We start from the raw sequence: 25,943 nt of genomic DNA, 5'->3' as shown, positions 1-25,943 counted from the left end.
CCGGTTGCCTGCCGCATTCGCACTGGCGAGGAACACGTCACGGCGCGTGCGACCTGCGCCGGCTGGCCGGCCGCTGCACCATCGGGTGCTTGAGCCAGGCGTGGGGATCGTAGTCTTCGCCGCGCGCCAGCATTGCCCACGCCTGACGCGCGTGCTTGTTGGCGATGGCCACCAGCACCTTGCCGAACGGCAGGCGCGTGGCGATGTCGCGGATCCAGATCTGTTCGGGCGTAGCCTTGTCGATGGGCACGGCCAGTGCGCGCTGCAGGCTGCTGCGCGCGCCCTGGAATCACCAGTTCTGGCCGGCGAAGACCGGCGCCCGCGCCGAGTACGGCGAGCTGGTGCCCGGCTACGTGCCGGGCTTCCTGGAGACGCTGGGCGAATGGATCGCGGCCGTTCCACCGGCCGGGAGCGCCGGGAGCAGCGAGGCAGGCGCCGCGCCCCAGGCCCACATACGCGGGCGCCCGCAAAAGTTGCCGGGAAAACCATCGCCGCCGCATCGCCGGCGAGCCGCGCGGCCGCGCCGGGTTGATTAGAATCGGGCGCGTCCCCCAACACGTGCGGTAGTCCAATGGCCTCTCCCGGTGTATTCCTCCGCGGCAGCATCGTCGCGCTCGTCACGCCCATGCACGAGGACGGGAGCGTCGACTTCGGCAAACTGCGCGAGCTGGTGGACTGGCACGTGGCCGAGGGCACCGACTGCATCGGCGTGGTCGGCACGACCGGCGAGTCGCCGACGGTCAACGTCGAGGAGCATTGCGAGGTCATCCGGGTCGCCGTGGAGCAGGCTGCCGGCCGCGTGCCGGTGATGGCAGGCTGCGGTGGCAATTCCACCGCCGAGGCGATTGCACTGGCGAAGTACGCGCTGGAAGTCGGCGCGGACAGCCAGCTGCAGGTGGTGCCGTACTACAACAAGCCCGGCCAGGAAGGGCAGTACCGTCACTTCCGTGCCATCGCCGAGGCCACCGGCAACCTGCCGATCGTGCTGTACAACGTGCCCGGCCGCAGCGTCGCCGACCTGCAGCACGACACCGTGCTGCGTCTGGCGCAGGTGCCGGGCATCGTCGGCATCAAGGAGGCCACCGGCAACCTCGAGCGCGCGCAGTGGCTGGTCCGCGAGGCGCCCGAGGACTTCGCGATCTTCTCCGGTGACGATGCCACTGCGGTGGCGCTGATGCTGTGTGGCGGCCATGGCAACGTCAGCGTGACCGCCAACGTCGCCCCGCGGCTGATGCACGAATTGTGCATGGCCGCACTGGCGGGCGACGTGGCCACGGCGATGGCGATCCAGATGCGCCTGCTGCCGCTGCACCGCCAGCTGTTCGTCGAAGCCAACCCGATCCCGGTGAAGTGGGCGCTGGCACGGCTGGGCCGCATCGGCGGCACCCTGCGGCTGCCGCTGACCGAACTGGAGCCGGCCAACCAGGCGAAGGTGGAAGCGGCGCTGCGCGAGACGGGCCTGCTGGGCGACTGATGTCGCCTTCGCACCTGCTGCAACAGCGCGCCACCCGCGCGGCGTTCTTCATGCCGGGTTTCGCGATGGCGGCATGGGCGCCGCTGGTGCCGTTCGCCAAGGATCGCGCCGGGCTGGACGAGGCGACCCTGGGCCTGGTGCTGCTGTGCCTGGGCGCCGGCTCGCTGGTGGCGATGCCGCTGGCCGGCGCGCTGGTCGCGCACCTGGGTTGCCGGCGGGTGATGGTCGGGGCCAGCGTGCTGATGTGCCTGGCGCTGCCGCTGCTGGCACTGGTGCCCGGGGCGGTCGCCCTGGCGCTGGTGCTGGCGCTGTTCGGCGCGGCGGTGGGCGCGATGGACTGCGCGATGAACATCCAGGCCGTGGCGGTCGAGCGCGAGAGCGGACGCACCCTGATGTCCGGCTTCCACGCCTTCTACAGCATCGGGGGTTTCGCCGGGGCCCTGGCGTTCACCGTGCTGCTGGCGATGGGCACTCCGCCGTGGCTGGCCTGCGTGGCCGTGGTCGCGTTGCTGGGGCTGCTGCTGGTCGCGTCGGTGCGCGGCTGGCGGGGCGGGCACGAGGGGCGCGGCGGTCCCGCATTCGCCGTCCCGCACGGAATCGTGCTGCTGGTCGGCGCGGTGTGCTTCGTCGTGTTCCTGGCCGAAGGCGCGATGCTGGACTGGGGTGCGGTGTTCCTGGCGGAGTGGCGCGGCGTGGATCCTGAACGTGCCGGCGCCGGCTACGTGGCGTTCTCGCTGGCGATGACCGTCTGCCGGCTGCTGGGCGACCGCGTGGTCGAGGCGCTGGGGCGGATGCGCGCGGTGGCCGGCGGCGCGCTGGTCGCGTTCATGGGATTCGCGGTGCTGGCGCTGGTGCCTTGGCCGTGGGTCGCGCTGGCGGGGTTCGCCCTGGTCGGTGTGGGCTGCTCCAACATCGTGCCGGTGATGTTCTCGCTGGCCGGACGCCAGCGGGCGATGCCGGAAGCCCTTGCCGTGGCGGCGATCTCCACGCTGGGCTATGCCGGCGTGCTGGCGGGTCCGGCGCTGATCGGCTTCATCGCCCACGGCACCACGCTGGTGTTCGCACTGCTGTGCGTGGCGGCCGCGGTGCTGGCGGTGGCGGTGACGCCGCGCTGGCTGCGGAGTGTATGAGCGCGGGCAGACGGCGGGTTCACGCGGCGTGGCATAGAACGGTGTCCTCTCCTGATCGAGTGGTTCATGCGGGAGCGCAGGGCGCGGCCATTCCTTGACGCGCGATTACGGCGCGATGGCCAGCATCGTTCCGGTACCCCAGGAGGAGAACGCGATGGCCAGGTCCAACCCCACCATCCCCGGCGCGCCGGAGGACGAAACCAGCCTGGGCCACGACGAAGCGCCCATCGGCCCGGGCACCGGGCCGCGCCTGAAGGATCCCCGCTCGCAGTCGGCGATCGACAACATCGGCCTGGACGACCAGGCCGACCTGCTCGATCCGGAACTGGACGAGGCGCCGGGCGACCGCGATGCCAGCGGCCGTTCCTTCGCCGACGACGCGCGCAGCGATGCGCCGCTTGGCGGCATCCGCGAGGGCGGCGACACCTGATCGCCGCCCGCCTCGGCCGGCCGGGGATCAGCCCCGGCCGGGCTCCGGCGCCAGCGGCGCATCCGTGTCGCCTGCGGCCTCGCCGGCACGGACGCGGTGGTCGCGCGCCAGGTACAGGTAGAACGCCGGCAGCACGAACAGGGTGAACGCGGTGCCGATGGTCATGCCGGCGGCAATCGTCATGCCCATCGAGAAGCGCGCTGCCGCGCCCGGGCCGCGGGCGATCAGCAGCGGCACCATCGCGAACACCAGCGCGGCGGTGGTCATCAGCACCGGGCGCAGGCGGATGGCGGTGGCCTGCTCGATCGCCTCGCGCTTGGACAGGCCCTGGGCCTGCAGCTTGTTGGCGAATTCGACGATCAGGATGCCGTGCTTGGAGATCACGCCCACCAGGGTGACCAGGCCCACCTGGGTGTAGATGTTGATGCTCATCCCGGGGAAGGCTTCGATCCCGGCCATCTGCAGCGCGCCGGCGACCAGGGCCAGGAAGTTCAGCACCAGCAGCGCGCCGGAGATGGCCATCGGCACGGTGATCAGCATGATCAGCGCGTCACGGAAGCTCTCGAACTGTGCCGAGAGCACCAGGAAGATCGCGACCAGGGCGAAGCCGAGGGTGACCAGCATGGTCGCGCCTTCCTGCTTGTACTGGCGCGATTCGCCGGCGTAGTCGACGCTGTAGCCCTGCGGAAGCACTTCCGCGGCGGCTTCCTCCAGCACCCGCAGCGCCTCGCCCTTGGACACGCCCGGGCGCGGGGCGAAGGTGATGCCCACCGCGTTGAGCTGCTGGAAGCGCTTGAGCGTCTGCGGCTGCGCGCTTTCCTCGAACGTCACCAGGGTGGACAGCGGTACCAGCCGTCCGTCGCGGGTGCGGGTGTAGTAGTCGCCCAACTGCTTGGCGTTGAGGCGGTCGCTGCGCTGCACCTGCGGGATCACGCGGTAGGAGCGGTTCTCCATGGCGAAGCGGTTGACATAGCCGCCCGAGAGCATGGCCGCCATGTCCGCGGCCAGGGTGCGCATGTCGATGCCCAGCGACGCGGCCTTCTCGCGGTCGATCTGTACCTCGATGCGCGGCTTGTCGATCTTCAGGTCCTTGTCCAGGAAGATGAAGCGCCGGCTCTCCATCGCCTTCTGCACGATCGCGTCGGACAGCTCGTTGAGCTGCTGCAGCGAGCCGATGCCCAGCACCAGGAACTCGCCGCCGCCGTCGCCGCCGGCCGAGGGCAGGGACGGCGGGACCAGGGCGAAGGTGTTCAGGCCGGTGACCTGGGCCAGCTTCGGCTGCAGGTCCTGCTGCAGCACCTGGTTGGTCGAGCGGTCGCGTTCGCTCCAGGGCTTGAGCACGAAGCCGGCCATGGCGCTGTTGCTGGCGCCGCCGCCGCCGCCGAAGCCGCCGTTGAACAGGAAGAGGTCGTTGATCTCCGGGATCTCCCGGGCCATCGCGTTGATTTCCTCGGTGTAGCGCTCGACGTAGTCCAGGGTGGTGTAGGCGTCGGCGCTACCGATGGCGAAGATGAAGCCCTCGTCCTCCAGCGGCGCCGGCTCTTTCGGCGCGGTCCAGTAGAGGACGCCGCAGGACACCAGCACCAGCAGGCCGAAGACCGCGATCACGCCGCGCGTCTCCAGCGCGCTGTGCAGGCGCCGCTCGTAGCCGCCGCGCAGCCGCTCGAAGCGGGCGTCCAGCCATCCTTCCAGGCGCCCCTTGCCCGCGCCGTGCGGGTGCGGCTTGAGGAGGCGGGCGCACATCATCGGGCTGAGGGTCAGCGCGATCACGCCCGACAGCAGCACCGAGCCGGCCAGAGTGAAGGCGAACTCGGTGAACAGCACGCCGGTCAGGCCGCCCTGGAAGCCGATCGGCAGGTACACCGCCACCAGGGTGGTGGTCATGGCCACCACCGGCCAGGCCAGCTCGCGCGCGCCGCGGATGGCCGCGTCGTGCGGCGACATGCCGTCCTCGATGTGGCGGTGGATGTTCTCCAGCACGATGATCGCGTCGTCGACGACAATACCGATCGCCAGCACCATCGCCAGCAGGGTCAGCAGGTTGATGGTGAAGCCCATCAGCAGCATCAGGAACAGCGCGCCGACCAGCGACAGCGGCACGGTGACCGCCGGGATCACCACGCTGCGCAGCGAGCCGAGGAACAGGAAGATCACCACGATCACGATGACCACCGCCTCGATGATGGTCTGGACCACCTCCTTGATGGCGTCCTCGATGGCCTCGGTGCTGTCGTAGGGGATGGTCGCCTCGATGCCTTCCGGCAGCTGCGGCACGATCTCCTCGTCCCACACCCGGCGCACTTCCTCGATCACGTCCAGCGAATTGGCGTCGGGCGAGACGAAGATGCCCATGAAGGTGGCCGCATCGCCGTTGATCCGCACCGAGGTGCCGTAGTTCTCCGAGCCCAGCTCCACGTCGGCCACGTCGCCCAGGCGGACGATCGCGCCGTTCTCCTCGCGCACGATCAGCCGGCGGAACTCCTCGGCGCTGCGCAGGTCGGTGCGCGCGGTCAGGTCCATGGCCACCATCTGGCCCTTGGTGGAGCCCAGCGCCGACAGCACGTTGTTGGACTGCAGCGCCTGGTGCACGTCGCTGGCGGTGACCTGCAGCGCGGTCATGCGGTCGGGCTTGAGCCACACGCGCATGGCGAAGGTGCCGGCGCCGAGGATCTCGGCGCGCTGCACGCCGGGGATGGTGGCGATGCGCGGTTCGACCGCGCGCATGAGGTAGTCGGTGATCTGGTTGTTGTCCAGCCGGTCGCTGGCGAAGGACACATACATCGCCGCGATCTGTTGGCCCTGCTGCAGGTCGATCACCGGGTCCTCGGACTCGGCCGGCAGCTGGCTGCGCAGCTTGTTGACCTTGGCCGCGATCTGGGTGAGCGCCTCGTTGGCGTCGTGGTCCAGGCGGATGTAGGCCTGGATGGTGGACACGCCGGCGGCGCTGGTCGAGGTCAGGTAGTCGATGCCCTCGGCCGAGGCCACCTCGCGTTCCAGCGGGGTGGTGATGAAGCCCTGGATCAGGTCCGCGTCAGCGCCGTAGTAGGTGGTGCTGACGGTGACCACCGCGTTCTGCAGCTCGGGGTACTGGCGCACGTTGAGCTCGGAGAACGAGCGCAACCCCAGCAGCAGGATGAACAGGCTGACGACCATCGCCAGCACCGGCTTGTTGATGAAGATGTCGGTGAATTTCATCGGGTCCTCCACCGGCCGCGTCGCGGCCGGGGTCGGGTGGGCGCCGCGCGTGCGGCGGCCGGGATCGACGGGCTCGGCCGCCGGTCAGCGGTTCTCGGGACGCGGGGCGGCGTCGGCTTCGGGGGTGACCTTGTTGTTGATGATCACCGCCGCGTCGTTGCGCAGGCGCAGCAGGCCGCTGCTGACCACCACCTCGCCGGCCTTGAGGCCGTCGGTGATGCCGACCAGGTCGCCGCGGGTCGGGCCGGTGGTGACGAAGCGCTGCTTGACCACGTGCTGCGGCGCCTTCTGGCCTTCCTGCACCTGCGCGTTCTTCACCTCGGGCGGGGCGTCGACCAGCACGTATACCGAGTTGCCGTACGGGTTGAAGCTGACCGCGGTCTGCGGCACCACGACCACGTCCTGGGCCTGGCCCAGGTCGAAGCCGACCCGGGCGAAGGTGCCCGGGCGCAGCACGCCGTCGGGGTTGGCCAGGGTGGCGCGTACCTGGAAGTTGCGGGTGCTGGTGTCCACCGACGGCTCCACCGCGGTGATCTCGGCCTCGAACACCCGGTCGGGCACCGCGTCGACCTCGACCCGCACCTTCGTGCCGATGGCCACCTGGTTCATGCGTTGCTCGGGCAGGGTGAAGTCGACGTGGATCGGGTCCAGCGCCTGCAGGCCGACGATCGGGTCGCCGGGGTTGATGTACTGGCCGAGGTTGACCTTGCGGATGCCCAGCACGCCGTCGAACGGCGCGCGGATGGTCTTCTGCTCGACCAGCGCCCGCTGCGCCTCGGCCTGGGCGCGGGTCTGGGCGGCATCGGAGACGCGCTCGTCGACCTCGGCGCGCGAGACCAGCTTCTGCGCGCCCAGTTCCTGCCAGCGGTCGCGCTGGGTCGCCGCCAGCTTCGCCGCCGCGTCCAGCGCCTGCAGCTGGGCCAGTTCGTTGGCGGTGTTCAGCTGCACCAGCAGGTCGCCCTTGCGCACGCGCTGGCCGGACTCGAAGGCGATGCGCTGGATCACGCCGCCGGCCTCGGTGGTGACCTCGGTGCCGTTGTCGGCGACCAGGGTGCCGACGGCCTCGGCGGTGCTGCTCCAGCGTTCGGCCCTGGCCTCGTAGGTGCTCACTTCCACCGCCGGCTGCGGCATGTTGTCGAAGAAGCTGTTGAGCATGCGCTGCGAGGCGAACCACAGCAGGAATACGCCGCCGAACACGACCAGGAACAGGACCAGCATCCAGGTCATGCGGCGTCGGGTGGACGGCGGGCGGCCGCTACGAATCGTGGCACTCATGTGGTTTCCATTCCGTCAGGTCGTTCGGGGGGCGGCTGCACCGCGGTCGGGCGGGCGGCTGGGCAGGTCGGGCCTGTGGAGACGGCGCGAAGCCGTGCGCTGCGCCGGTACAGGATGGCCGCGGGGCGGCCAGGCGCGGGTCCGGGCGATTTTGCGGGCAGGCGTGTGACGGCGCAATGGCCCCGCGGACGGGGCTGCGCGGTCGCGCGGGTACGCCATAATCGGCCGCGTCCCGCCTCCGGTCCCGCGCCTGCCGATGAGTAAACCCGCCTCGCCACGCCGCATCCTCTTCGCCAGCCTCATCGGTACGACGATCGAGTTCTTCGATTTCTACATCTACGCCACCGCGGCGGTGCTGGTGTTCCCGAAGCTGTTCTTCCCGGCCTCCGAGCCGACCGCGGCGACGCTGCAGTCACTGGCCACCTTCGCCCTGGCGTTCTTCGCACGGCCGCTGGGTTCGGCGCTGTTCGGCCACTACGGCGACCGCATCGGCCGCAAGGCCACCCTGGTGGCGGCGCTGCTGACCATGGGCATCTCCACGGTGGTGATCGGCATGCTGCCGACCTATGCCCAGGTCGGCGTGCTGGCGCCGGCGCTGCTGGCGCTGTGCCGCTTCGGCCAGGGCCTGGGCCTGGGCGGCGAGTGGGGCGGCGCGGTGCTGCTGGCCACCGAGAACGCACCGCCGGGCAAGCGCGCCTGGTACGGCATGTTCCCGCAGCTGGGCGCGCCGCTGGGCTTCCTGTGCTCGACCAGCGTGTTCCTGGCCCTGGCCCACTTCCTCGACGAAGCGCAGTTCATGGCCTGGGGCTGGCGCATCCCGTTCCTGGCCAGCGCGGCGCTGGTGCTCGTCGGCCTGTGGGTGCGCCTGCGCATTACCGAGACCCCCGCCTTCCAGGAGACCCTCGTGCGCGAGGAGCGCGAGCGCCTGCCGATGGCCGCGGTGCTGGGCCGGCACCTGGGGACGCTGGTGATCGGCACCCTGTCGCTGATGGCGACCTTCGTGCTGTTCTACCTGATGACCGTGTTCGCGCTGAGCTGGGGCACCTCGCAGCTGGGCTACGGGCGCGAGCAGTTCCTGTTGCTGCAGATGCTCGGCGTGCTGTGCTTCGCCGCGGCGATCCCGCTGTCGGCCGTCTATGCCGACCGCCATGGCCGGCGCAAGGCGATGATCCTGGCCACCATCGGCATCATCCTGTTCGGCCTGCTGTTCGAACCGCTGTTCGCCGCCGGCAGCGCCTGGCAGGTGCTGCTGTTCCTGTGCCTGGGCCTGGGCCTGATGGGCCTGACCTACGGTCCCTGCGGCACGATCCTGGCAGAGATGTTCCCGACCCCGGTGCGCTATACCGGCGCCTCGCTGGCGTTCAACCTGGCCGGCATCCTCGGCGCCTCGCCGGCGCCGTACATCGCCACCCGCGTGGCGGCCAGCCACGGCATCGCCGCGGTGGGCTGGTACCTGGGCGCGATGGCCGGGCTGACCCTGCTGGCGCTGCTGCTGGTGCCGAAGCAGCCGGCGCACTGAACGAGCCCCAGGGGGTGCCGCCGCGCCCCCCCGGCCGGCGACACCCCCGGGTCTCCTCCACCCCCCCCCCCGTCAGCCGAACAGGCGCTTCACCGTGCGCGCCAGCCAGGTGCCGCCTTCGTGCTCGCGCGAGAACCGGTCCAGGTGCTTGAGCACCTGTTCGGAGTAGGCCTTGTCGTCGTTGCGGATATGGTTGAACAGCCAGGTGGTGAGCATGCTCTTCAGCTCGTCGACCACGTCCTCGCCGGCCTGGAAGCGCTGCTGGTACTTCTCCACTCGCCGGGTGAACACCTCGTGCACGCGCTTGTGCGCGGCGCTGAAGGGATAGCCGGCTTCCTGCATCAGCTCTTCCTCGAAGGCGAAATGCGAGAGGGTGTAGTCGACCAGGTCGGTCAGCACTTCGCCCACTTTCTCGCGCTCGCCGTCGGCCTGCGCCTCGAGCACCTGGTTGAGGATGGCCACGATCCTCTTGTGCTGGTCATCGATGACTGCGATGCCGGTGCAAAGGTCGTCCTGCCACAGAACCTGGTCCATAAAACCGTCTCGCCTGTCAATGAAAGGGCGAGGCTAGAACGCTGCCGGGGGCACGGGCTTTGATCCTGATCAACCAGGCAGCGTAGATTCCGTCACGTTCTCCCGGGATTTATGCGCTCCGGCGCCGGGGATTCCCCGATGCCTACCAGAGCGCATCGCGCAACCGGTACCAGGCCATCGCCAGCACCAGCAGCGGGGTGCGCAGGGCGCGGCCGCCGGGGAACGGCGCGTGCGGGATCTTCGCGAACAGGTCCAGTCGCGAGGACTGTCCCTGGATGGCTTCGGCGATCAGCCTGCCGGCCAGGCCGGTGGCGGCCACGCCGTGGCCGGAGAAGCCCTGGGCGAAGTACACGTTGCCGCCGAGCCGGCCCCAGTGCGGGGCGCGGTTGAGCGAGATGTCGACGTAACCGCCCCACAGGTACTCGACCGGCACCCCGGCCAGCTGCGGAAACACGTGGCGGATGCGCCGCCGCATCACCCCGCCGAGGTTGGGCGGCGGCAGGCTGGAATAGCTGGCGCGGCCGCCGAACAGCAGGCGGTGGTCGCGGCTGAGGCGGAAGTAGTCCAGCGCCCAGTTCACGTCGGCCACGGCCATGTCGTTGCGGATCAGGGCGCGGGCGCGTGCCTCGCCCAGCGGCGCGGTGGCGGCGATGTAGGTGCCCACCGGCATCACCCGCGATTCGAGTTCCGGCGCCACCCCGCGCAGCCAGGCGTTGCCGGCCAGCACGACGAAGTCGGCGCTGACCCGGCCGCTGGCGGTGCGCAGCTGCGGGCGCGCGCCCTGGACGAGTTCGACCACGCGCGAATGTTCGAAGATGCGCACGCCCGCGGCCATCGCCGCGCGGGCCAGGCCGAAGCAGTATTCGAGCGGATGCAGGTGGCCGCTGGCATGGTCGTAGACCGCGCCGAGGTAGCGGTCGCTGGCCAGTTCCTGGCGCAGGCGTTGGCGGTCCCACCATTCCAGCGGGTAGTCGTAGCGTTCGGCCATCTCGACGATGCCGGCGCGCAGGGCGCGCTCCTGGCGCGGCTTCAGCGGCACGTGGGCGTGGCCGTCGCGCCAGTCGCAGGCGATGCCGTGGCGGGCGATGCGCTGGCGCAGCAGGTCCATGCCTTCGCGCGAGAGGTCGAACAGCCTGCGGGCGTCGTCATGGCCGAGCAGGTTCTCCAGCGTCGACTGCTCGCAGCCGTAGCCGACGATGGCCTGGCCGCCGTTGCGGCCGGACGCGCCCCAGCCGATGCGCTGCGCTTCCAGCACCACCACCCGGTAGCCGGCCTCGGCCAGGTCCAGCGCCGCGCCCAGGCCGGTGTAGCCGGCGCCGAGGATGCAGACGTCGACGTCTTCCAGCGTGCCGTGCAGCGCCGGCTGTTCCGGCAGCAGGGTGGCGCTGGCGGCGTACCAGCTGGCGGGGTAGGGGCAGTCCCTGCTCATCGGCGGCTATACCGTGCGCAGGTACCAGGCGTAGTCGAGGTCGCTGACCTCGGCGTGGAAGTCGAGCATTTCCCGGCGCTTCTGCTGGCCGTAGACGTGGCGGAAGGATTCGCCGTACCAGCGCCCGGCGAAGGCGCTGCCGAGGAAGTCGTCGATCGCGCCGCGCCAGTGCGGGGTCTGCACCGGGAACTGTTCGTAGGCGTTGCCGCTGACCGGCGGGCCCGGATCGAGCTGCTGCTCGATGCCCTCGAGCATGCCGGCCAGCACCGCCGCGGCGACCAGGTAGGGGTTGGCGTCGGCGCCGGAGATGCGGTGCTCGATGCGGGTATTGGCCGGGTCGCTGTGCGGGATGCGCATGGCGACGGTGCGGTTGTTGTAGCCCCAGCTGTCGTTGAGCGGGACGAATGCGTTGGCGACGAAGCGCCGGTAGCTGTTGGCGTGCGGCGCGAACAGCAGCAGGTTGTCGCGCGCGCTGGCCTGCAGGCCGCCGATGGCGTGGCGCAGTGGTGCCGGCGCCTCGCCGCCGGCCCCGCCGGCGAACAGGTTGCGGCCATCGCGGTCGAGCAGGCTCACGTGCAGGTGCAGGCCGCTGCCGGCCTGGCCGGCCAGCGGCTTGGCCATGAAGCTGGCGAGCATGCCCTGCTGCTGCGCCACCGCCTTGATCGCCCGCTTGAGCAGGACCGCGTCGTCGCAGGCGGCCAGCGCGTCGGCGCGGTGCTTGAGGTTGATCTCGAACTGGCCCGGCGCGTACTCGGCCACCGCGGTGTCGGCGGGGATGCGCTGGGCGCGGCAGGCCCGGGCGACACCGTCGATGAAGGCGGCGTTCTCGTCCAGGTCGTCGATCGAATAGACCTGGGTGCTGTCGTTGCGGCGGCCGTCGCTGGCATTGAGCGTGGGCTGCGGGCGGCCGTCCCCGCCGGGCAGGCGGTCGAACAGGTAGAACTCCAGCTCCACCGCCACCACCGGGACCAGGCCCAGCGCGGCGTAGCGGTCGAGCACGCGCTGCAGCACCCGGCGCGGGTGCGCCTCGAACCAGCCGCCTGCGGCGTCCTCCATCTGCAGCATCAGCTGCAGCGCCGGCCGCGGCGCCCACGGCACCGGGCGCAGGCTGCCGGGGATGGGCCGGCAGATCCGGTCCTCGTCGCCGATGTCGTAGCCCAGGCCGGTTTCCTCGACGGTATTGCCGCGGATGTCGGCGGCGATCAGCGACATCGGCAGGCAGACGCCGGCGGCGTAGACCTTCTCCAGGGCTTCGATGGCCACGCGCTTGCCGCGCAGCACGCCGTTGCAGTCCGGCAGCAGCAGGTCCACGTGCGCGGCCGCGTGGCCGTCCAGCTCGTGCAGGGTCTGCAGGTCTTCGGGGGGCAGGGCGGAAGGAGTGGGCTGGCGGTTCATCGACGGCCTCGGCGGGTGCCCGCCGAGAGTAGCAGGCGGGCTCTCGTCAAGAATACTCAACGCACCGGGTCTCGGCAGTCCAGCATCTGGCCACGTTGGCGGGCGGGGGCCGGGTGGCGTGTTGTAAAAATAAAACGGCCGCGGTAAGTTGCCGGAACGCCACCGGAATCCTCCGCGCATGGCCCCGCCGCCCCTGGTCGGCCTGCCTACCGACCGCAAACAGTTCGGCCCGCATCCGTTCCTCGCGGTCGGCGAGAAATACGTGCGCGCGGTGGTCGATGGCGCCGGCGCCACCCCGGTGCTGCTGCCGACCCTGCAACCGCCGGTGCCGCCGGAACAGTGGCTCGAGCGCCTGGACGGCCTGCTGCTCACCGGCGCGACCAGCAACATCGAACCGCACCACTACAGCGATGAACCGAGCTGGGAGGGCAACCTGCACGACCCGGCCCGCGACGCCAACACCCTCGGCATGATCCCGCGCGCCCTGGCCATGGGCCTGCCCGTGCTAGCGATCTGCCGCGGCTTCCAGGAAGCGAACGTGGCTCTGGGCGGCACCCTGCACCAGAAGGTGCACGAAGTCCCCGGCCTGGCCGACCACCGCGAGAACCTCGGCGATCCGCTGGACCGCCAGTACGGCCCGTCGCATCCGGTCGAGCTGGCGCCCGGCGGCGTGCTGGCCGGCATCGCCGGCACCACGACGGCGCAGGTCAATTCGCTGCACGGGCAGGGCGTGGCCAGGCTGGCCGCCGGCCTGGTCGTGGAAGCGACCGCGCCGGACGGCCTGGTCGAGGCCTACCGCGGCACCGGACCGGGCTTCCTGCTGGCCGTGCAGTGGCACCCGGAATGGCAGGTCACCGGCAACCCGTTCTACCTTGGCATCTTCCGCGCCTTCGGCCAGGCCTGCCGCGCCTGGGCCGACGCGCGCGACCGGCGGCCCGGGGCCGCCGCCTCCCCGTGAACCCGGACCCTCCATGAGTACCCGCCAGAGCAAGCGCAAGATCGCCGCCACGCCCGCCCAGCAGGAGAGCTCGCTGCGCCGCTGGCTGAAGGAGCGGCGCATCACCGAGGTCGAGTGCCTGGTGCCGGACATCACCGGCAACGCCAGGGGCAAGATCATCCCCGCCGACAAGTTCAGCCACGACTACGGCACCCGCCTGCCCGAGGGCATCTTCGCCACCACCGTCACCGGCGACTACCCGGACGACTACTACGAGCTGACCTCGCCCTCGGACTCGGACATGCTGCTGCGCCCGGACCCGGACACCGTGCGCATGGTGCCCTGGGCCACCGACCCGACCGCGCAGATCATCCACGACTGCTTCACCAAGGACGGCCACCCGCACGAGCTGGCGCCGCGCAACGTGCTGCGCCGGGTGCTGGCCGAGTACGCGAAGGAAGGGCTGCAGCCGGTGGTCGCGCCGGAGCTGGAGTTCTTCCTGGTGCAGAAGAACACCGACCCGGACTTCCCCCTGCTGCCGCCGGCCGGCCGCTCCGGGCGCCCGGAGACGGCGCGGCAGTCGTACTCGATCGACGCGGTCAACGAGTTCGACCCGATCCTCGACCTGATGTACGACTACTGCGACGCGATGGAACTGGACGTGGACACGCTGATCCACGAATCCGGCGCGGCGCAGCTGGAGGTCAACTTCACCCATTCCGGGGCGATGTCGCTGGCCGACCAGGTGTTCCTGTTCAAGCGCACCATGCGCGAGGCGGCGATGCGCCACGGCGTGTACGCCACCTTCCTGGCCAAGCCGATGGAGACCGAACCGGGCAGCGCCATGCACATCCACCAGAGCCTGGTGGATGCGAAGGGGCGCAACGTGTTCACCGGCCGGAAGCCCGGGCAGTTCAGCCCGGTGTTCGGCCACTACCTGGCCGGCCTGCAGAAGTACGTGCCGATGGCGATGGCGTTCTTCGCGCCCAACGTGAACTCCTACCGGCGGTTGATGTTCGGCGAGGTTTCGCCGAGCAACGTGCGCTGGGGCTACGACAACCGCACCTGCGGCCTGCGCGTGCCGATGGACACGCCGGAGAACCAGCGTGTGGAAAGCCGCTTCGCCGGTTCCGACGCCAACCCCTACCTGGCCATGGCCGCGACCCTGGCCTGCGGCCTGCTGGGCATCCGCGAGAAGCTCAAGCCGACCCCGCCGACCGAGCAGAGCGCCAAGGAGCTGGGCTACGACCTGCCGCGCTCGCTGGGCGAGGCGCTGGACGGGCTGGAGACCTGCGGCCCGCTGGCGGAGATGCTGGGCCCGCGCTTCGTGCGCGCCTACGTGTCGGTCAAGCGCAAGGAATACGAAACTTTCTTCCGCGTCATCAGTTCCTGGGAACGCGAGTTCCTGCTGCTGAACGTCTGACGCCCCGCGACGGAAACCTCATGGATCCCAACGCCCTCCGCGAACTCCAGCGCCTCGACGCCGCCCACCACCTGCATCCGTTCAACGACAACGCCGCCCTGGCCAGGCGCGGCACCCGCGTGCTTACCCGCGGCGAGGGCTGCTACGTCTGGGACGCCGAGGGCAACAAGCTGCTGGACGCCTTCGCCGGCCTGTGGTGCGTGAACATCGGCTACGGGCGCCCGGAGCTGGGCGCGGCCGCGGCCCGGCAGATGACCGAGCTGGCCTACTACAACAGCTTCTTCCAGTGCACCACCGAGCCGACCATCCGCCTGGCGGCGAAGCTGGCCGAGCTGACGCCTTACGACCTCGACCACGCCTTCTTCGTCAACTCCGGCTCCGAGGCCAACGACACCATCCTGCGCCTGGTGCGGCATTTCTGGGCGGTGCAGGACCAGCCGCAGAAGAACATCTTCATCGGCCGCCACGACGGCTACCACGGCACCACCGTGGCCGGCGCCAGCCTCGGCGGCATGAAGGGCATGCACAGGCAGGGCGGGCTGCCGATCCCGGACATCCACCACATCGACCCGCCGTTCTGGTTCGCCGACGGCGGCGACCTGTCGGAGGAGGAGTACGGCCTGGTCGCCGCGCGCCGGCTGGAGCAGAAGATTCTCGAACTGGGGCCGGAGCGGGTGGCCGCCTTCATCGGCGAGCCGATCATGGGCGCCATCGGCGTCTACATCCCGCCGATGAGCTACTGGAAGGAGATCGAGCGGATCTGCCGGCAGTACGACGTGCTGCTGGTGGCCGACGAGGTGATCTGCGGCTTCGGCCGCACCGGGCAGTGGTTCGGCTCGCAGCACTTCGGCTTCCGCCCGGACGTCATGACCATCGCCAAGGGCATCACCTCCGGCTACATCCCGCTGGGCGCGGCGCTGTTCAACGACCGCGTCGCCAGGGTGCTGGCCGAGACCGGCGGCGAGCTGGCCCACGGCGCGACCTATTCCGGGCACCCGGTGTGCGCGGCGGTGGCGCTGGAGAACCTGCGGATCATGCAGGAAGAGCGCATCGTCGAGCGCGCCCGCGAGGAGGTCGCCCCGTACCTGGCCCAGCGGTGGGCCGAGCTGGGCGAGCACCGCCTGGTGGGCGAGGCCCGCATCGCGGGGTTGATGGGCGCGCTGGAGCTGGTCCCGGACAAGCGCCGCCGCGCCTTCTTCGAGGAGCGCGGCAAGGTCGGCGCGCTGTGCCGCGACATCGCCCTGCGCAACGGCCTGATCCTGCGCGCGACCTGGGATTCGATGCTGCTGTCGCCGCCGCTGGTGATCACCCGCGAGCAGGTCGACGAGCTGTTCGACAAGGCCTGGAAATCGCTCGACCAGACCGCCGCCGAACTGGGCAAATGAGGCCCCCGGCGCTAACCTGCCGTTTTCCGCCACCCACGAGGAACCCCGCCATGAAACTCCGCCTGCTCAGCCTGGGCATCGCCGCAACCCTGCTTGCCGCCTGCGGTGGCAAGGACGCCCCGGGCGACGCCGCCGGTGGCGAGGAGAAGGTCCTCAACGTCTACAACTACTCGGACTACATCGCCGAGGAGACCATCCCCAACTTCGAGAAGCAGACCGGCATCCGCGTCACCTACGACGTGTACGACAGCGACGAGGTCCTGGAGGCCAAGCTGCTGGCCGGCTCCAGCGGCTACGACGTGGTGGTGCCGACCCTGAACTTCTTCGGCCGCCAGATCCAGGCCGGCGTGTTCAAGGAGCTGGACAAGAGCAAGATCCCGAACCTGGCCAACCTGGACCCGGCGGTGATGGAACGCATCGCCACCCAGGACCCGGGCAACCGCTACGGCGTGCCGTACATGTCCGGCACCACCGGCATCGGCTTCAACGTCGACAAGATCGAGGCCATCTTCGGCAGCACCGACGTGACCGACAGCTGGAGCCTGGTGTTCGACCCGGCCAAGATCAGCAAGCTCAAGGACTGCGGCGTGACCCTGCTCGACACCCCGTCGGACATGATCCCGATCGCGCTGCACTACCTGGGCGAGGACCCGCACAGCGCCGACCCGGCGGTACTGCAGAAGGCGGCCGACCTGATCAAGTCGATCCGCCCGTACGTGCAGAACTTCCACTCCAGCCAGTACGTCAGCTCGCTGGCCAACGGCACCACCTGCCTGGTGGTCGGCTGGTCAGGCGACATCATCCAGGCCCGTGACCGCGCCGAGGAAGCCGGCAACGGCGTCAATGTCGGCTACTCGATCCCGAAGGAAGGCGCGCCGCAGTGGTTCGACATGCTGGCGATCCCGGCCGACGCCAAGCACCCGGAGAACGCCTACGCCTTCATCAACTACCTGCTCGAGCCGCAGGTGGCCGCCGCCAACACCAACTACATCAAGTACGCCAACCCGGTGGTCGCGGCCACCGAGCTGGTGGACGAGGAGATCCGCAACGATCCGACGATCTACCCGCCGGAGGACGTGAAGGCCAAGCTGTTCACCTACGCGATCAACTCGCCGGAGACCGACAAGCTGTACACGCGGCTCTGGATGGAGATCAAGACCGGCCGCTGACCCGCGGCGGCGCCTCCGCGCCGGTCCAGGCCGGCGCGGGCAGGCGGCAACATCAGCTCACGCAACACGCAACAGCGATCGCAAGGTGGGAGGTCAGGGGAGGGGAACCCGGGGACGCCACCGTGAGGCGGCGTCGTGGACTACCGACAGGCCCTGCGGGGCAAGGGGAAGCGACGTATGACGTGGAAACCTGGCTGTATGGTGTTGGCACTGGCGGCGGCGCTCGCGCTGTCCGCATGCGGGAAACAGGGGGCAGAAGGGGGAGGCGAGGACAAACCCGCCGGGGGCGGGGCGGTCAACGTCTACAACTGGTCCGACTACATCGCCGAGGAGACGGTGCCCGGCTTCGAGCGCGAGCACGGGGTCCGGGTCAACTACGGGGTGTTCGACAGCAACGAGGTGCTGGAGGCCAAGCTGCTGGCCGGCAATTCCGGCTTCGACGTGGTGGTGCCGTCGCTGCAGTTCCTCGGCCGGCAGATCCAGGCCGGCGTGTTCCAGCCGCTGGATACCTCGAAGCTGAAGAACCACGCCGGGCTCGACCCGGAGCTGATGAAGCGGATCGCGGTGCAGGATCCGGGCAACCGGTACGGCGTGCCCTACCTGTGGGGCACCACCGGCATCGGCTACAACGTCGACAAACTCACCGCCGCCTTCGGCAGCACCGAGATCGCCAACAGCTGGGACCTGCTGTTCAAGCCCGAGAACATCCGCAAGATGAAGGACTGCGGGGTGATGCTGCTCGACACCCCCTCCGAAGTGGTCCCGATCGCCCTGAACTACCTGGGCGAGGACCCCAACAGCACCGATCCGGCGGTGATCGAGAAGGGCGCCAGGCTGCTGCGGAGCATCCGCCCCTACGTCCAGACCTTCCACTCCAGCCAGTACATCGACGCCCTGGCCAACGGCAACGCCTGCCTGGTGCTGGGCTGGTCCGGCGACATCCTGCAGGCCCGCGACCGCGCCGCCGAGGCCGGCAACGGGGTCAACGTGGCCTACTCGATCCCGCGCGAGGGCACCGCCCTGTTCGTGGACATGCTGGCCATCCCCAAGGACGCGAAGAACCTCGACGCCGCCTACGCCTTCATCGACTACCTGATGAGGCCGGAGGTCGCGGCGGCCAACACCAACGCCGTGGCCTTCCCGAACCCGGTCCCGGCCTCGCTGCCGCTGGTGGAGGAGGAGATCCGCAACGATCCGACGATCTACCCGCCGGAGGAGGTCAGCGACCGCCTGTTCACCCTGGCGATCGTCCCGCCGGAAGTGGACCGGCTGTACACGCGGCTCTGGACCGAACTGAAGACCGGCCGGTAGTCTGCACGGCAACCAGGCGCGGTCCGCCGTCCCGGACGGCGGACCGCCCGACCCCAACCTGGAGTGCCCATGGCGGCCATTACTGAACCCGCGAACCCGACCCCGGCGGGCGACGCGGCGCGCTACCTGCGCATCGAAGGGGTGCGCAAGGAATTCGACGGCTTCGTCGCCGTGGACGACGTCAGCCTGGATATCCGCAAGGGCGAGATCTTCGCCCTGCTGGGCGGCTCGGGCAGCGGCAAGTCGACCCTGCTGCGCTGCCTGGCCGGCTTCGAGCGGCCGACCAAGGGCCGGATCGTGCTGGACGGGGAGGTCATGAATGACCTGCCGCCGTACGAGCGGCCGATCAACATGATGTTCCAGTCCTACGCCCTGTTCCCGCACATGACCGTGGAGCAGAACATCGCCTTCGGCCTCAAGCAGGACGGGCTGTCGAAGGACGCCATCAGGAAGCGCGTCGGCGAGATGCTGGAACTGGTGCAGCTGGGCAAGCTGGCCAAGCGCAAGCCACACCAGCTCTCCGGCGGCCAGCAGCAGCGCGTGGCCCTGGCCCGCTCGCTGGCCAAGGGCCCGAAACTCCTCCTGCTCGACGAGCCCATGGGCGCGCTGGACAAGAAGCTGCGCTCGCGCATGCAGCTGGAGCTGGTCAACATCATCGAAAGCTCGGGGGTGACCTGCGTGATGGTCACCCACGACCAGGAGGAGGCCATGACCATGGCCACCCGCATCGCGCTGATGGACCAGGGCTGGATCCAGCAGGTCGGCAAGCCGGACGAGATCTACGAGCAGCCGGCCAACCGCTTCGCCGCCGAGTTCATCGGCTCGGTGAACCTGATCGACGCGGTGATCGACGACGACCAGCCGGAGTACGTGACGCTGCGTACCCCGGCCTTCGAGGCGCCGATCTACGTCGGCCACGGCATCACCGGCTTCGAGGGCCAGGCGGTGTCCTTCGCCCTGCGCCCGGAGAAGCTGGGGATCGGCAAGGACGAGCCTGGCCAGCCGTACAACAAGGCCCGCGGCACCATCGAGGACATCGCCTACTTCGGCAGCCACTCGGTCTACCACGTGCGCCTGCCCAGCGGCTTCAAGCTGATGGCCAACTTCACCAACCAGCAGCGCTGGGCCAGCGACGCGCTGACCTGGGGCGACGAGGTATGGCTGTGGTGGGCCGACAACGACGGCGTGGTGCTGACCTCATGAACGCGCGCGCGCTGAAGCGGTTCCTGCCGTCCGGCCGCTGGGCGGTGATCGCCGTGCCGTTCCTGTGGCTGCTGCTGTTCTTCGCGATCCCGTTCCTGATCGTCCTGAAGATCTCCTTCTCGCGGCTGGCCATCGCCATGCCGCCGTACACGCCGATCGTGGAGGTGTTGGACAAGGAGCTGACCCTGCGCCTGAACCTGGGCAACTACGCGGCCCTGTTCACCGACTCCCAGTACATCCTGGCCTACCTCAGCTCGATCAAGATCGCGGCGGTGTCGACCCTGCTGTGCCTGCTGATCGGCTACCCGATGGCCTACTTCATCGCGCGGATGAAGCCGTCCACGCGCAACATCGCGCTGATGGCGGTGGTGCTGCCGTCGTGGATCTCGTTCCTGCTGCGCGTCTACGCCTGGGTCGGCATCCTCGACGCCAACGGCCTGCTCAACCGCTTCCTGCTGTGGACCGGGCTGGTCGACGCGCCGCTGCGCATCCTCTACACCCCGCTGGCGGCCTACATCGGCATCGTCTACTGCTACCTGCCGTTCATGGTCCTGCCGCTGTACGCCAACCTGGTCAAGCTCGACCTGCGCCTGCTGGAGGCCGCCTACGACCTGGGCGCCAGGCCCTGGCAGGCGTTCCTGCGCATCACCCTGCCGCTGTCGCGCCCTGGGATCATCGCCGGCTGCATGCTGGTGATGATCCCGGCGGTGGGCGAGTTCGTGATCCCGGAGATGCTGGGCGGGCCGGACACGCTGATGATCGGCCGGGTGCTGTGGGGCGAGTTCTTCAACAACCGCGACTGGCCGGCCGCCTCGGCGGTGGCGATCGTGATGCTGTTGCTGCTGCTGGTGCCGATCCTCATCTTCAACCGCTACCAGCACAAGGAAATGGAGGGCCGGCTGACATGAACGAGACCCTCGGCCTGAAGCTGCTGCGCTGGGCGGTGCTGGTGCTCGGCTTCGCCTTCCTGTACCTGCCGATCGTGCTGCTGGTGGTGTACTCGTTCAATTCCTCGCGCCTGGCCACGGTCTGGGCGGGGTTCTCGACCAAGTGGTACGGCGAGCTGATGCGCGACCGGCAGATCCTGGACGCGGCCTGGGTCAGCCTGCGCATCGCCTTCTGGACCGCCACCGCCGCCACCGTGATCGGCACCCTCGGCGCGATGGTGATGACCCGCTTCCGCCGCTTCCCCGGCAAGACCGTGTTCGGCGCGTTGATCACCGCGCCGCTGGTGATGCCGGAGGTGATCATCGGCCTGTCGATCCTGCTGATGCTGGTCTCGGTGGGTGCGGCGCTGGGGATCCCGTCCAAGGGCATGGTCGCGATCTGGATCGCGCACGTGACCCTGACCGTGTCCTTCGTGACCGTGGTGGTGTCATCGCGCCTGCAGGACCTGGACAAGTCGCTGGAAGAGGCGGCGATGGACCTGGGCGCCAACCGGCTCAAGGTGTTCTTCCTGATCACCCTGCCGATCATCGCCCCGGCCCTGCTGTCCGGCTGGCTGCTGGCCTTCACCCTGTCGCTGGACGACGTGGTGATCGCCAGCTTCGTCGCCGGCCCGGATTCGACCACGCTGCCGATCAAGGTGTTCTCCTCGGTGCGCCTGGGCGTGAGCCCGAAGATCAACGCGCTGGCCACGCTGATGATCATGGTCGTGTCGCTGGCCGCGGTGGTCGGCTGGTGGCTGATGTACCGCGAGGACCGCCGGCGCCAGCGCGACATGCAGCTGGCGCTGCAGGAGAACGGCTGAGGCCGCCACGCCGCGCCGGGAGCGCCGACATGGCGCTAACCCCGGCGGGGCCATGCTCGCGGCCTGCATGAGGTGAGACCCACGATGAGTGTCGAGACGATCAATCCCGCGACCGGACAGGTCGAGCACCGGCAGGCGCTGCTGGCGCCGGAGCAGGTGGATGCGCTGCTGGCGGCCGCGGACGCGGCGTTCCCCGCTTGGTCCGCGCGCAGCATCGAATCCCGTGGCGAGGTGCTGCACGCCGTCGCCGGGGTGCTGCGCCGGCGACGCGAAGAGCTGCAGCAGGTCATGAGCGCGGAGATGGGCAAGCTGCGCAAGGAAGGCCTGGCCGAGATCGACAAGTGCGCCGCGGTCTGCGACTACTACGCCGACCATGCCGCCGGGTATCTGCAGCCGCAGCCGGTCGCCACCGAGGCGCAACGCAGCTACGTGCGCTACGAGCCGCTGGGCTGCGTGTTCGCGGTGATGCCGTGGAACTTCCCGTTCTGGCAGGTGTTCCGCTTCCTCGCCCCGGGACTGATGGCCGGCAATGTCGCCGTGCTCAAGCACGCCAGCAACGTGCCACGCTGCGCCGACGCCATCCTCGACGTGCTGCGCGAGGCCGGGCTGCCGGAAGGCGCGTTCGGCGTGCTCCACATCGACAACGAACAGGCGGCGATGGTGATCGCCGACCCGCGCATCGCCGGCGTGACCCTGACCGGCAGCGAGCGGGCCGGCAGCTCGGTGGCCGCCACCGCCGGCAAGCACCTGAAGAAGTGCGTGATGGAGCTGGGCGGCAGCGACGCCTTCGTGGTGCTGGAGGATGCCGACCTGGACGCGGCAGTGGCCGGGGCGGTGGCCTCGCGCTTCGGCAACGCCGGGCAGACCTGCATCGCGGCCAAGCGCTTCATCGTGGTCGAGGCGATCGCCGGCGAATTCGTCCGCCGCTTCGTCGAAGCCGCCTCGAAGCTGCGCCTGGGCGATCCGCAGGATGAGGCGACCACGCTGGCGCCGATGGCGCGGCAGGACCTGCGCGACACCCTGCACGGACAGGTGACCGACAGCATCGCCAAGGGCGCGAAGCCGCTGCTGGGCTGCGAGCCCGATGCCTCCTATGCCGGCTATCCGGCCTCGATCCTCGACGGGGTGAAGCCGGGCATGCCGGCGTACTCGGAGGAGCTGTTCGGGCCGGTGGCCAGCGTGCTGCGGGTGGCCGACGAGGCCGAGGCGGTGCGCGTGGCCAACGACACCACCTTCGGCCTGGGCGGCAGCGTGTGGACCGGCGATGCGGCACGGGGCGAGCGCATCGCCGGACAGCTGCGGGTCGGGGCGGCTTTCGTCAACGCCATCGTCCGCAGCGACCAGCGCTTGCCGTTCGGCGGTACGAAGCGCTCGGGATTCGGCCGCGAGCTGGCGGCGCACGGCATCCACGAGTTCACCAACATCAAGAGCGTCTGGGTGGCCTGAGCGCGGGCAGGGCCCGCCCCAGTGGCACCGGCGGTGGAACGGAGGGTTACGTGGCCAGCCGTTCCTCCCGCGCCCGCCCGCCACCATGCTGGGGCGCAATCCACGAAACGGAGCCCCAATGAACACCTCCCTCGGTACCCAACCCGCCCGCCTGGTCCGCAAGGTGCGCGGCACCCCGACCTCGGACGGCGCCGGCGTGAAGCTGACCCGGGTGATCGGCGGCCCCGCGCTGCCGGACCTGGATCCGTTCCTGCTGCTGGACGAGTTCGGGACCGACAAGGCCGAAGACTACATCGCCGGCTTCCCGGAGCATCCGCATCGCGGCTTCGAGACCGTGACCTACATGCTGGACGGGCGCATGCGCCACCGCGACAACCACGGCAACGAAGGCCTGCTGACCTCCGGCAGCGTGCAGTGGATGACCGCCGGCCGCGGCCTGGTGCATTCGGAGATGCCCGAGCAGGAATCCGGGCGCATGCGCGGCTTCCAGCTGTGGGTGAACCTGCCGGCGCGCGAGAAGATGACCGCGCCGCGCTACCAGGAGTTCGCGCCCGACCACATCCCCGTGGTCGAGCCGGCGCCGGGCGTGCAGGTGAAGGTGATCGCCGGCCGCGTCGGCGACACCGTCGGCCCGATCGTGCAGCCGGCCACCGATCCGGTGTACCTGGACATCGCCCTGCAGCCGGGCGTGGCCTGGGAATACGCGCTGCCCGACGGGCACAACGCCTTCGCCTACGTGTTCGAAGGTGCGGCCACGGTGGGTGAGGGCGATGACGCCCGCCTGCTGGAGACCGCGGAAATGGGCGTGCTCGGCGGCGGCGGCGCGCTGTCGCTGCGCGCCGGCGAGGCCGGTGCGCGCCTGATCCTGGTGGCCGGCACGCCGTTGCGCGAGCCGGTGGTCCGCTACGGCCCGTTCGTGATGAACACGAAGCAGGAGCTGATGCAGGCCTTCGTCGACTTCCAGGAAGGTCGCTTCTGAACGCGGCGCGGCCGGGCTCCCCGGCCGCGCCTTCCGCGTGGGCTCAGTACAGCGGGATCGACTGCGCCAGCGTGAGCAGCTGGCGCAACTCGGTGTCGCTGGATGCCTCGACCCAGACCTGCGCGTAGCGGTCGTTGCCGAGCTCGACGATGGTGATCCGCTGCTGCGCGCCGGTCTGGACCGCCATTTCCGGCTGGTACCAGCGCACTTCGTGCGAGCCGATGCTGCCTTCTTCAAGGCGGTTGCGGCGCAGCAGGTTGACCGTGGGCTTGGCCGTGAGCATCAGGCTCAGCACCGGCCGTTCGCCATCGAGCGCGCGGCACAGCACGAAGCCGTCGTGCACCTTCTCCTGCCACTGCAGGTGGGTCCCGGCAGGCAGGGGCGGGCAGGCGCCCTGCTGCGCCGAGGCCGGGAAGGCCACGCTCAAGGCAAGGATTGCCAGGCAATGCAGTCTGTTCATGACGCGTCCCCCTTCGGGCCCGGACGGCGGGCCTGACCGTTGCAAGGAAACGCGCGGGCGGAATGGCGCCGGGGCGCATGGGCGCCCGCGCGGTCTCCCCCCTGGTTCTCTGGCCGCTTCCGGCGTGCGGATGGCGGCCACTCCCGCGCCGAACTTAGCCAGCATGGGCGCCGGACGCAACCCCGCTCAGAAGTTGCGCTGGAAATCGAACTGCTGGCGGCGGCCGTCGGCGACCACGGCGACCTGCACGCGGATGGTGTCGTGGCGGCCCACGCGCACGGTGCCCACGTGGTCGACGTAGTCGCCGGTGGCGACCTTGCGCAGCGCCACCTGCTGGCGGCGCCCGCCCAGGTCGACGGCCTCGGCGGACACCCCGGCGTCGGCGCTGGTTTCCTCGCCATCGGCGCCGACGCGGCGCAGCGCCACCACCAGCAGCGCGGTGCCTTCGTCGCGTTCGACGCCGTACTCGCGCGCCACCGCCTCGCCGAGGGCGAGGGTGGGCAGCAGGTTGTAGCGGGCGCGCAGCGAACCGGACAGGTCGGTGGTGCTCGGTGCCGGCGGCACGAACTGCGCCGCCTGTGGGGCCGGGCCGCCGCAGCCGGCCAGTACGAGGCCGCCGAGCAGGGCGGCCTTGGCCAGGCGCAGCGCGTTCATGGGCCGGTCGCCGCGGCCAGCGCGGCGCCCCGTTCGCGCGCGGCGTGCACCGCGCGGGCGACCAGCGCCTCGAAGCCGCCGGCCTGGAAGGTTTCGATCGCCGCCTGGGTGGTGCCGCCGGGCGAGGTGACCTTGCGGCGCAGCTCGGCTGGCGGGTCACCGGCTTCGGCCAGCATGCGGCCGGCGCCGAGCAGGGTGTGGACGACCAGGGTGCGGGCATCGGCCGGCGGCAGGCCCTCGGCCACCGCCGCCGCTTCCATCGCCTCGGCCAGCAGGAACACGTAGGCCGGGCCGCTGCCGGAGACCGCGGTGACCGCGTCGACCAGCGTTTCGCCGTCCACCCATACCGTCGCGCCGGCGCTGGAAAGGAGTTCCTCTGCGCGGGCGCGCTGCGCCTGGTCCACGCCCTCGCCGGCGAACAGGCCGGTCACGCCGGCGCCGAGCAGGGCCGGGGTATTGGGCATGCAGCGCACCACCGGCAGGCCGCCGCCCAGCCATTCCTGCAGCCGGGCCACCGGGATGCCGGCGGCGATCGATACCACCAGCGGCCGGAGCGACTGCGCCACGGCGGCCAGCGGTTCGCAGGCCACGCGCATCATCTGCGGCTTGACGGCCAGCAGCCACAGGCCGGCGTCCTGCACCGCGTCCGATCCGTGCTCGAACACCTGCACGCCGAAATCGGCGGCCAGGGCCTCGCGCAGCGCGGCCACCGGTTCGGCGACGCGGATCCGGCGCGGGTCGGCGCCGCGGCGGAGCAGGCCGCCGATGAGGCTGCGGGCCATGTTGCCGCCGCCGATGAAGGCGATGGCGTCGGCCGCGGGGGCGTGTGGATTCATGTGTCCTCC

The 25,943-nt window shown here is 70.2% G+C and carries 22 protein-coding genes and 1 pseudogene; 14 read left to right on the top strand and 9 right to left on the bottom strand.

Annotated features, from left to right (window positions below):
- Positions 1 to 37: 37 nt before the first annotated feature.
- Positions 38 to 286, bottom strand: a pseudogene (locus tag PSEJ35_RS0112385) (IS110 family transposase); the annotation flags it as partial.
- Between the two features lie 285 nt (positions 287 to 571).
- Here PSEJ35_RS0112385 and dapA point away from each other — a divergent pair.
- From dapA to PSEJ35_RS0112370, 3 genes are all read left to right on the top strand, one after another.
- Positions 572 to 1,474, top strand: a complete 903-nt coding sequence (gene dapA, locus PSEJ35_RS0112380) for a 4-hydroxy-tetrahydrodipicolinate synthase (protein ID WP_028918073.1) — start codon at positions 572 to 574, stop codon at positions 1,472 to 1,474.
- Positions 1,474 to 2,604, top strand: coding sequence for an MFS transporter (locus PSEJ35_RS0112375; RefSeq protein ID WP_028918072.1), 1,131 nt, complete (start codon positions 1,474 to 1,476; stop codon positions 2,602 to 2,604). The genes dapA and PSEJ35_RS0112375 overlap by 1 nt, the downstream gene beginning before the upstream one ends.
- A 115-nt stretch (positions 2,605 to 2,719) precedes the next feature.
- Positions 2,720 to 3,034 (top strand): hypothetical protein, encoded by a 315-nt coding sequence (locus tag PSEJ35_RS0112370; protein WP_232207654.1) that lies wholly within the window; start codon positions 2,720 to 2,722, stop codon positions 3,032 to 3,034.
- Between the two features lie 27 nt (positions 3,035 to 3,061).
- Here PSEJ35_RS0112370 and PSEJ35_RS0112365 read toward each other — a convergent pair whose 3' ends face one another.
- Positions 3,062 to 6,229 (bottom strand): efflux RND transporter permease subunit, encoded by a 3,168-nt coding sequence (locus PSEJ35_RS0112365; protein ID WP_028918070.1) that lies wholly within the window; start codon positions 6,227 to 6,229, stop codon positions 3,062 to 3,064.
- An 84-nt stretch (positions 6,230 to 6,313) separates the two neighbouring features.
- Entirely contained in the window at positions 6,314 to 7,504 is a 1,191-nt protein-coding gene (locus PSEJ35_RS0112360) for an efflux RND transporter periplasmic adaptor subunit (RefSeq protein WP_084635543.1), read from the bottom strand.
- Positions 7,505 to 7,760: 256 nt separating this feature from the next.
- Here PSEJ35_RS0112360 and PSEJ35_RS0112355 point away from each other — a divergent pair, with 256 nt between their 5' ends.
- Positions 7,761 to 9,023, top strand: coding sequence for an MFS transporter (locus PSEJ35_RS0112355; RefSeq protein ID WP_028918068.1), 1,263 nt, complete (start codon positions 7,761 to 7,763; stop codon positions 9,021 to 9,023).
- A gap of 72 nt (positions 9,024 to 9,095) precedes the next feature.
- On the opposite strand, the gene PSEJ35_RS0112350 is transcribed toward PSEJ35_RS0112355, so the two are convergent.
- The 3 genes from PSEJ35_RS0112350 to PSEJ35_RS0112340 form a co-directional block, all read right to left on the bottom strand.
- Positions 9,096 to 9,557: a bacteriohemerythrin gene (locus PSEJ35_RS0112350; protein ID WP_028918067.1), complete on the bottom strand. Its 462-nt coding sequence runs from the start codon at positions 9,555 to 9,557 to the stop codon at positions 9,096 to 9,098.
- 142 nt (positions 9,558 to 9,699) lie between these two features.
- Complete coding sequence (locus PSEJ35_RS0112345) at positions 9,700 to 10,986, bottom strand: FAD-binding oxidoreductase (protein WP_028918066.1); 1,287 nt, start codon at positions 10,984 to 10,986, stop codon at positions 9,700 to 9,702.
- A gap of 6 nt (positions 10,987 to 10,992) precedes the next feature.
- Positions 10,993 to 12,381, bottom strand: a complete 1,389-nt coding sequence (locus PSEJ35_RS0112340; protein WP_028918065.1) for a glutamine synthetase family protein — start codon at positions 12,379 to 12,381, stop codon at positions 10,993 to 10,995.
- 178 nt (positions 12,382 to 12,559) lie between these two features.
- On the opposite strand from PSEJ35_RS0112340, the gene PSEJ35_RS0112335 reads away from it, so the two are divergent.
- From PSEJ35_RS0112335 to PSEJ35_RS0112290, 10 genes are all read left to right on the top strand, one after another.
- A complete protein-coding gene (locus PSEJ35_RS0112335; RefSeq protein ID WP_028918064.1) occupies positions 12,560 to 13,339 on the top strand; it encodes a gamma-glutamyl-gamma-aminobutyrate hydrolase family protein in 780 nt (259 codons plus the stop codon).
- 13 nt (positions 13,340 to 13,352) lie between these two features.
- Positions 13,353 to 14,741: a glutamine synthetase family protein gene (locus tag PSEJ35_RS0112330; RefSeq protein WP_028918063.1), complete on the top strand. Its 1,389-nt coding sequence runs from the start codon at positions 13,353 to 13,355 to the stop codon at positions 14,739 to 14,741.
- Between the two features lie 20 nt (positions 14,742 to 14,761).
- Positions 14,762 to 16,126, top strand: coding sequence for an aspartate aminotransferase family protein (locus tag PSEJ35_RS0112325; RefSeq protein ID WP_028918062.1), 1,365 nt, complete (start codon positions 14,762 to 14,764; stop codon positions 16,124 to 16,126).
- A gap of 50 nt (positions 16,127 to 16,176) precedes the next feature.
- Positions 16,177 to 17,295 carry a polyamine ABC transporter substrate-binding protein gene (locus PSEJ35_RS0112320; RefSeq protein WP_028918061.1) on the top strand — a complete coding sequence of 373 codons (1,119 nt, stop codon included), beginning with the start codon at positions 16,177 to 16,179 and terminating at the stop codon, positions 17,293 to 17,295.
- Positions 17,296 to 17,493: 198 nt separating this feature from the next.
- On the top strand, positions 17,494 to 18,606 hold the full coding sequence (locus tag PSEJ35_RS0112315; protein WP_037083222.1) for a polyamine ABC transporter substrate-binding protein: 1,113 nt from the start codon (positions 17,494 to 17,496) through the stop codon (positions 18,604 to 18,606).
- A 69-nt stretch (positions 18,607 to 18,675) separates the two neighbouring features.
- Complete coding sequence (potA, locus tag PSEJ35_RS0112310; protein WP_028918059.1) at positions 18,676 to 19,809, top strand: polyamine ABC transporter ATP-binding protein; 1,134 nt, start codon at positions 18,676 to 18,678, stop codon at positions 19,807 to 19,809.
- Entirely contained in the window at positions 19,806 to 20,717 is a 912-nt protein-coding gene (locus PSEJ35_RS0112305) for an ABC transporter permease subunit (RefSeq protein WP_028918058.1), read from the top strand. Before potA ends, PSEJ35_RS0112305 begins: the two co-directional genes overlap by 4 nt.
- On the top strand, positions 20,714 to 21,559 hold the full coding sequence (locus PSEJ35_RS0112300; RefSeq protein WP_028918057.1) for an ABC transporter permease subunit: 846 nt from the start codon (positions 20,714 to 20,716) through the stop codon (positions 21,557 to 21,559). Before PSEJ35_RS0112305 ends, PSEJ35_RS0112300 begins: the two co-directional genes overlap by 4 nt.
- A gap of 84 nt (positions 21,560 to 21,643) precedes the next feature.
- Positions 21,644 to 23,005, top strand: a complete 1,362-nt coding sequence (locus PSEJ35_RS0112295) for an NAD-dependent succinate-semialdehyde dehydrogenase (RefSeq protein WP_028918056.1) — start codon at positions 21,644 to 21,646, stop codon at positions 23,003 to 23,005.
- Between the two features lie 118 nt (positions 23,006 to 23,123).
- On the top strand, positions 23,124 to 23,984 hold the full coding sequence (locus PSEJ35_RS0112290; protein ID WP_028918055.1) for a pirin family protein: 861 nt from the start codon (positions 23,124 to 23,126) through the stop codon (positions 23,982 to 23,984).
- A gap of 43 nt (positions 23,985 to 24,027) precedes the next feature.
- On the opposite strand, the gene PSEJ35_RS0112285 is transcribed toward PSEJ35_RS0112290, so the two are convergent.
- From PSEJ35_RS0112285 to proC, 3 genes are all read right to left on the bottom strand, one after another.
- On the bottom strand, positions 24,028 to 24,444 hold the full coding sequence (locus PSEJ35_RS0112285) for a hypothetical protein (RefSeq protein WP_028918054.1): 417 nt from the start codon (positions 24,442 to 24,444) through the stop codon (positions 24,028 to 24,030).
- A gap of 186 nt (positions 24,445 to 24,630) precedes the next feature.
- Complete coding sequence (locus PSEJ35_RS0112280; RefSeq protein WP_037083220.1) at positions 24,631 to 25,098, bottom strand: DUF4426 domain-containing protein; 468 nt, start codon at positions 25,096 to 25,098, stop codon at positions 24,631 to 24,633.
- Positions 25,095 to 25,934, bottom strand: coding sequence for a pyrroline-5-carboxylate reductase (proC, locus tag PSEJ35_RS0112275; protein WP_028918052.1), 840 nt, complete (start codon positions 25,932 to 25,934; stop codon positions 25,095 to 25,097). Before proC ends, PSEJ35_RS0112280 begins: the two co-directional genes overlap by 4 nt.
- Between the last annotated feature and the right edge of the window lie 9 nt (positions 25,935 to 25,943).

It is taken from the genome of Pseudoxanthomonas sp. J35 (assembly GCF_000513995.1).
Lineage (GTDB): Bacteria > Pseudomonadota > Gammaproteobacteria > Xanthomonadales > Xanthomonadaceae > Pseudoxanthomonas.
The sequence above is the reverse complement of the archived record's forward strand: the minus strand, read 5'-3'. Positions and strand labels throughout refer to the sequence as shown.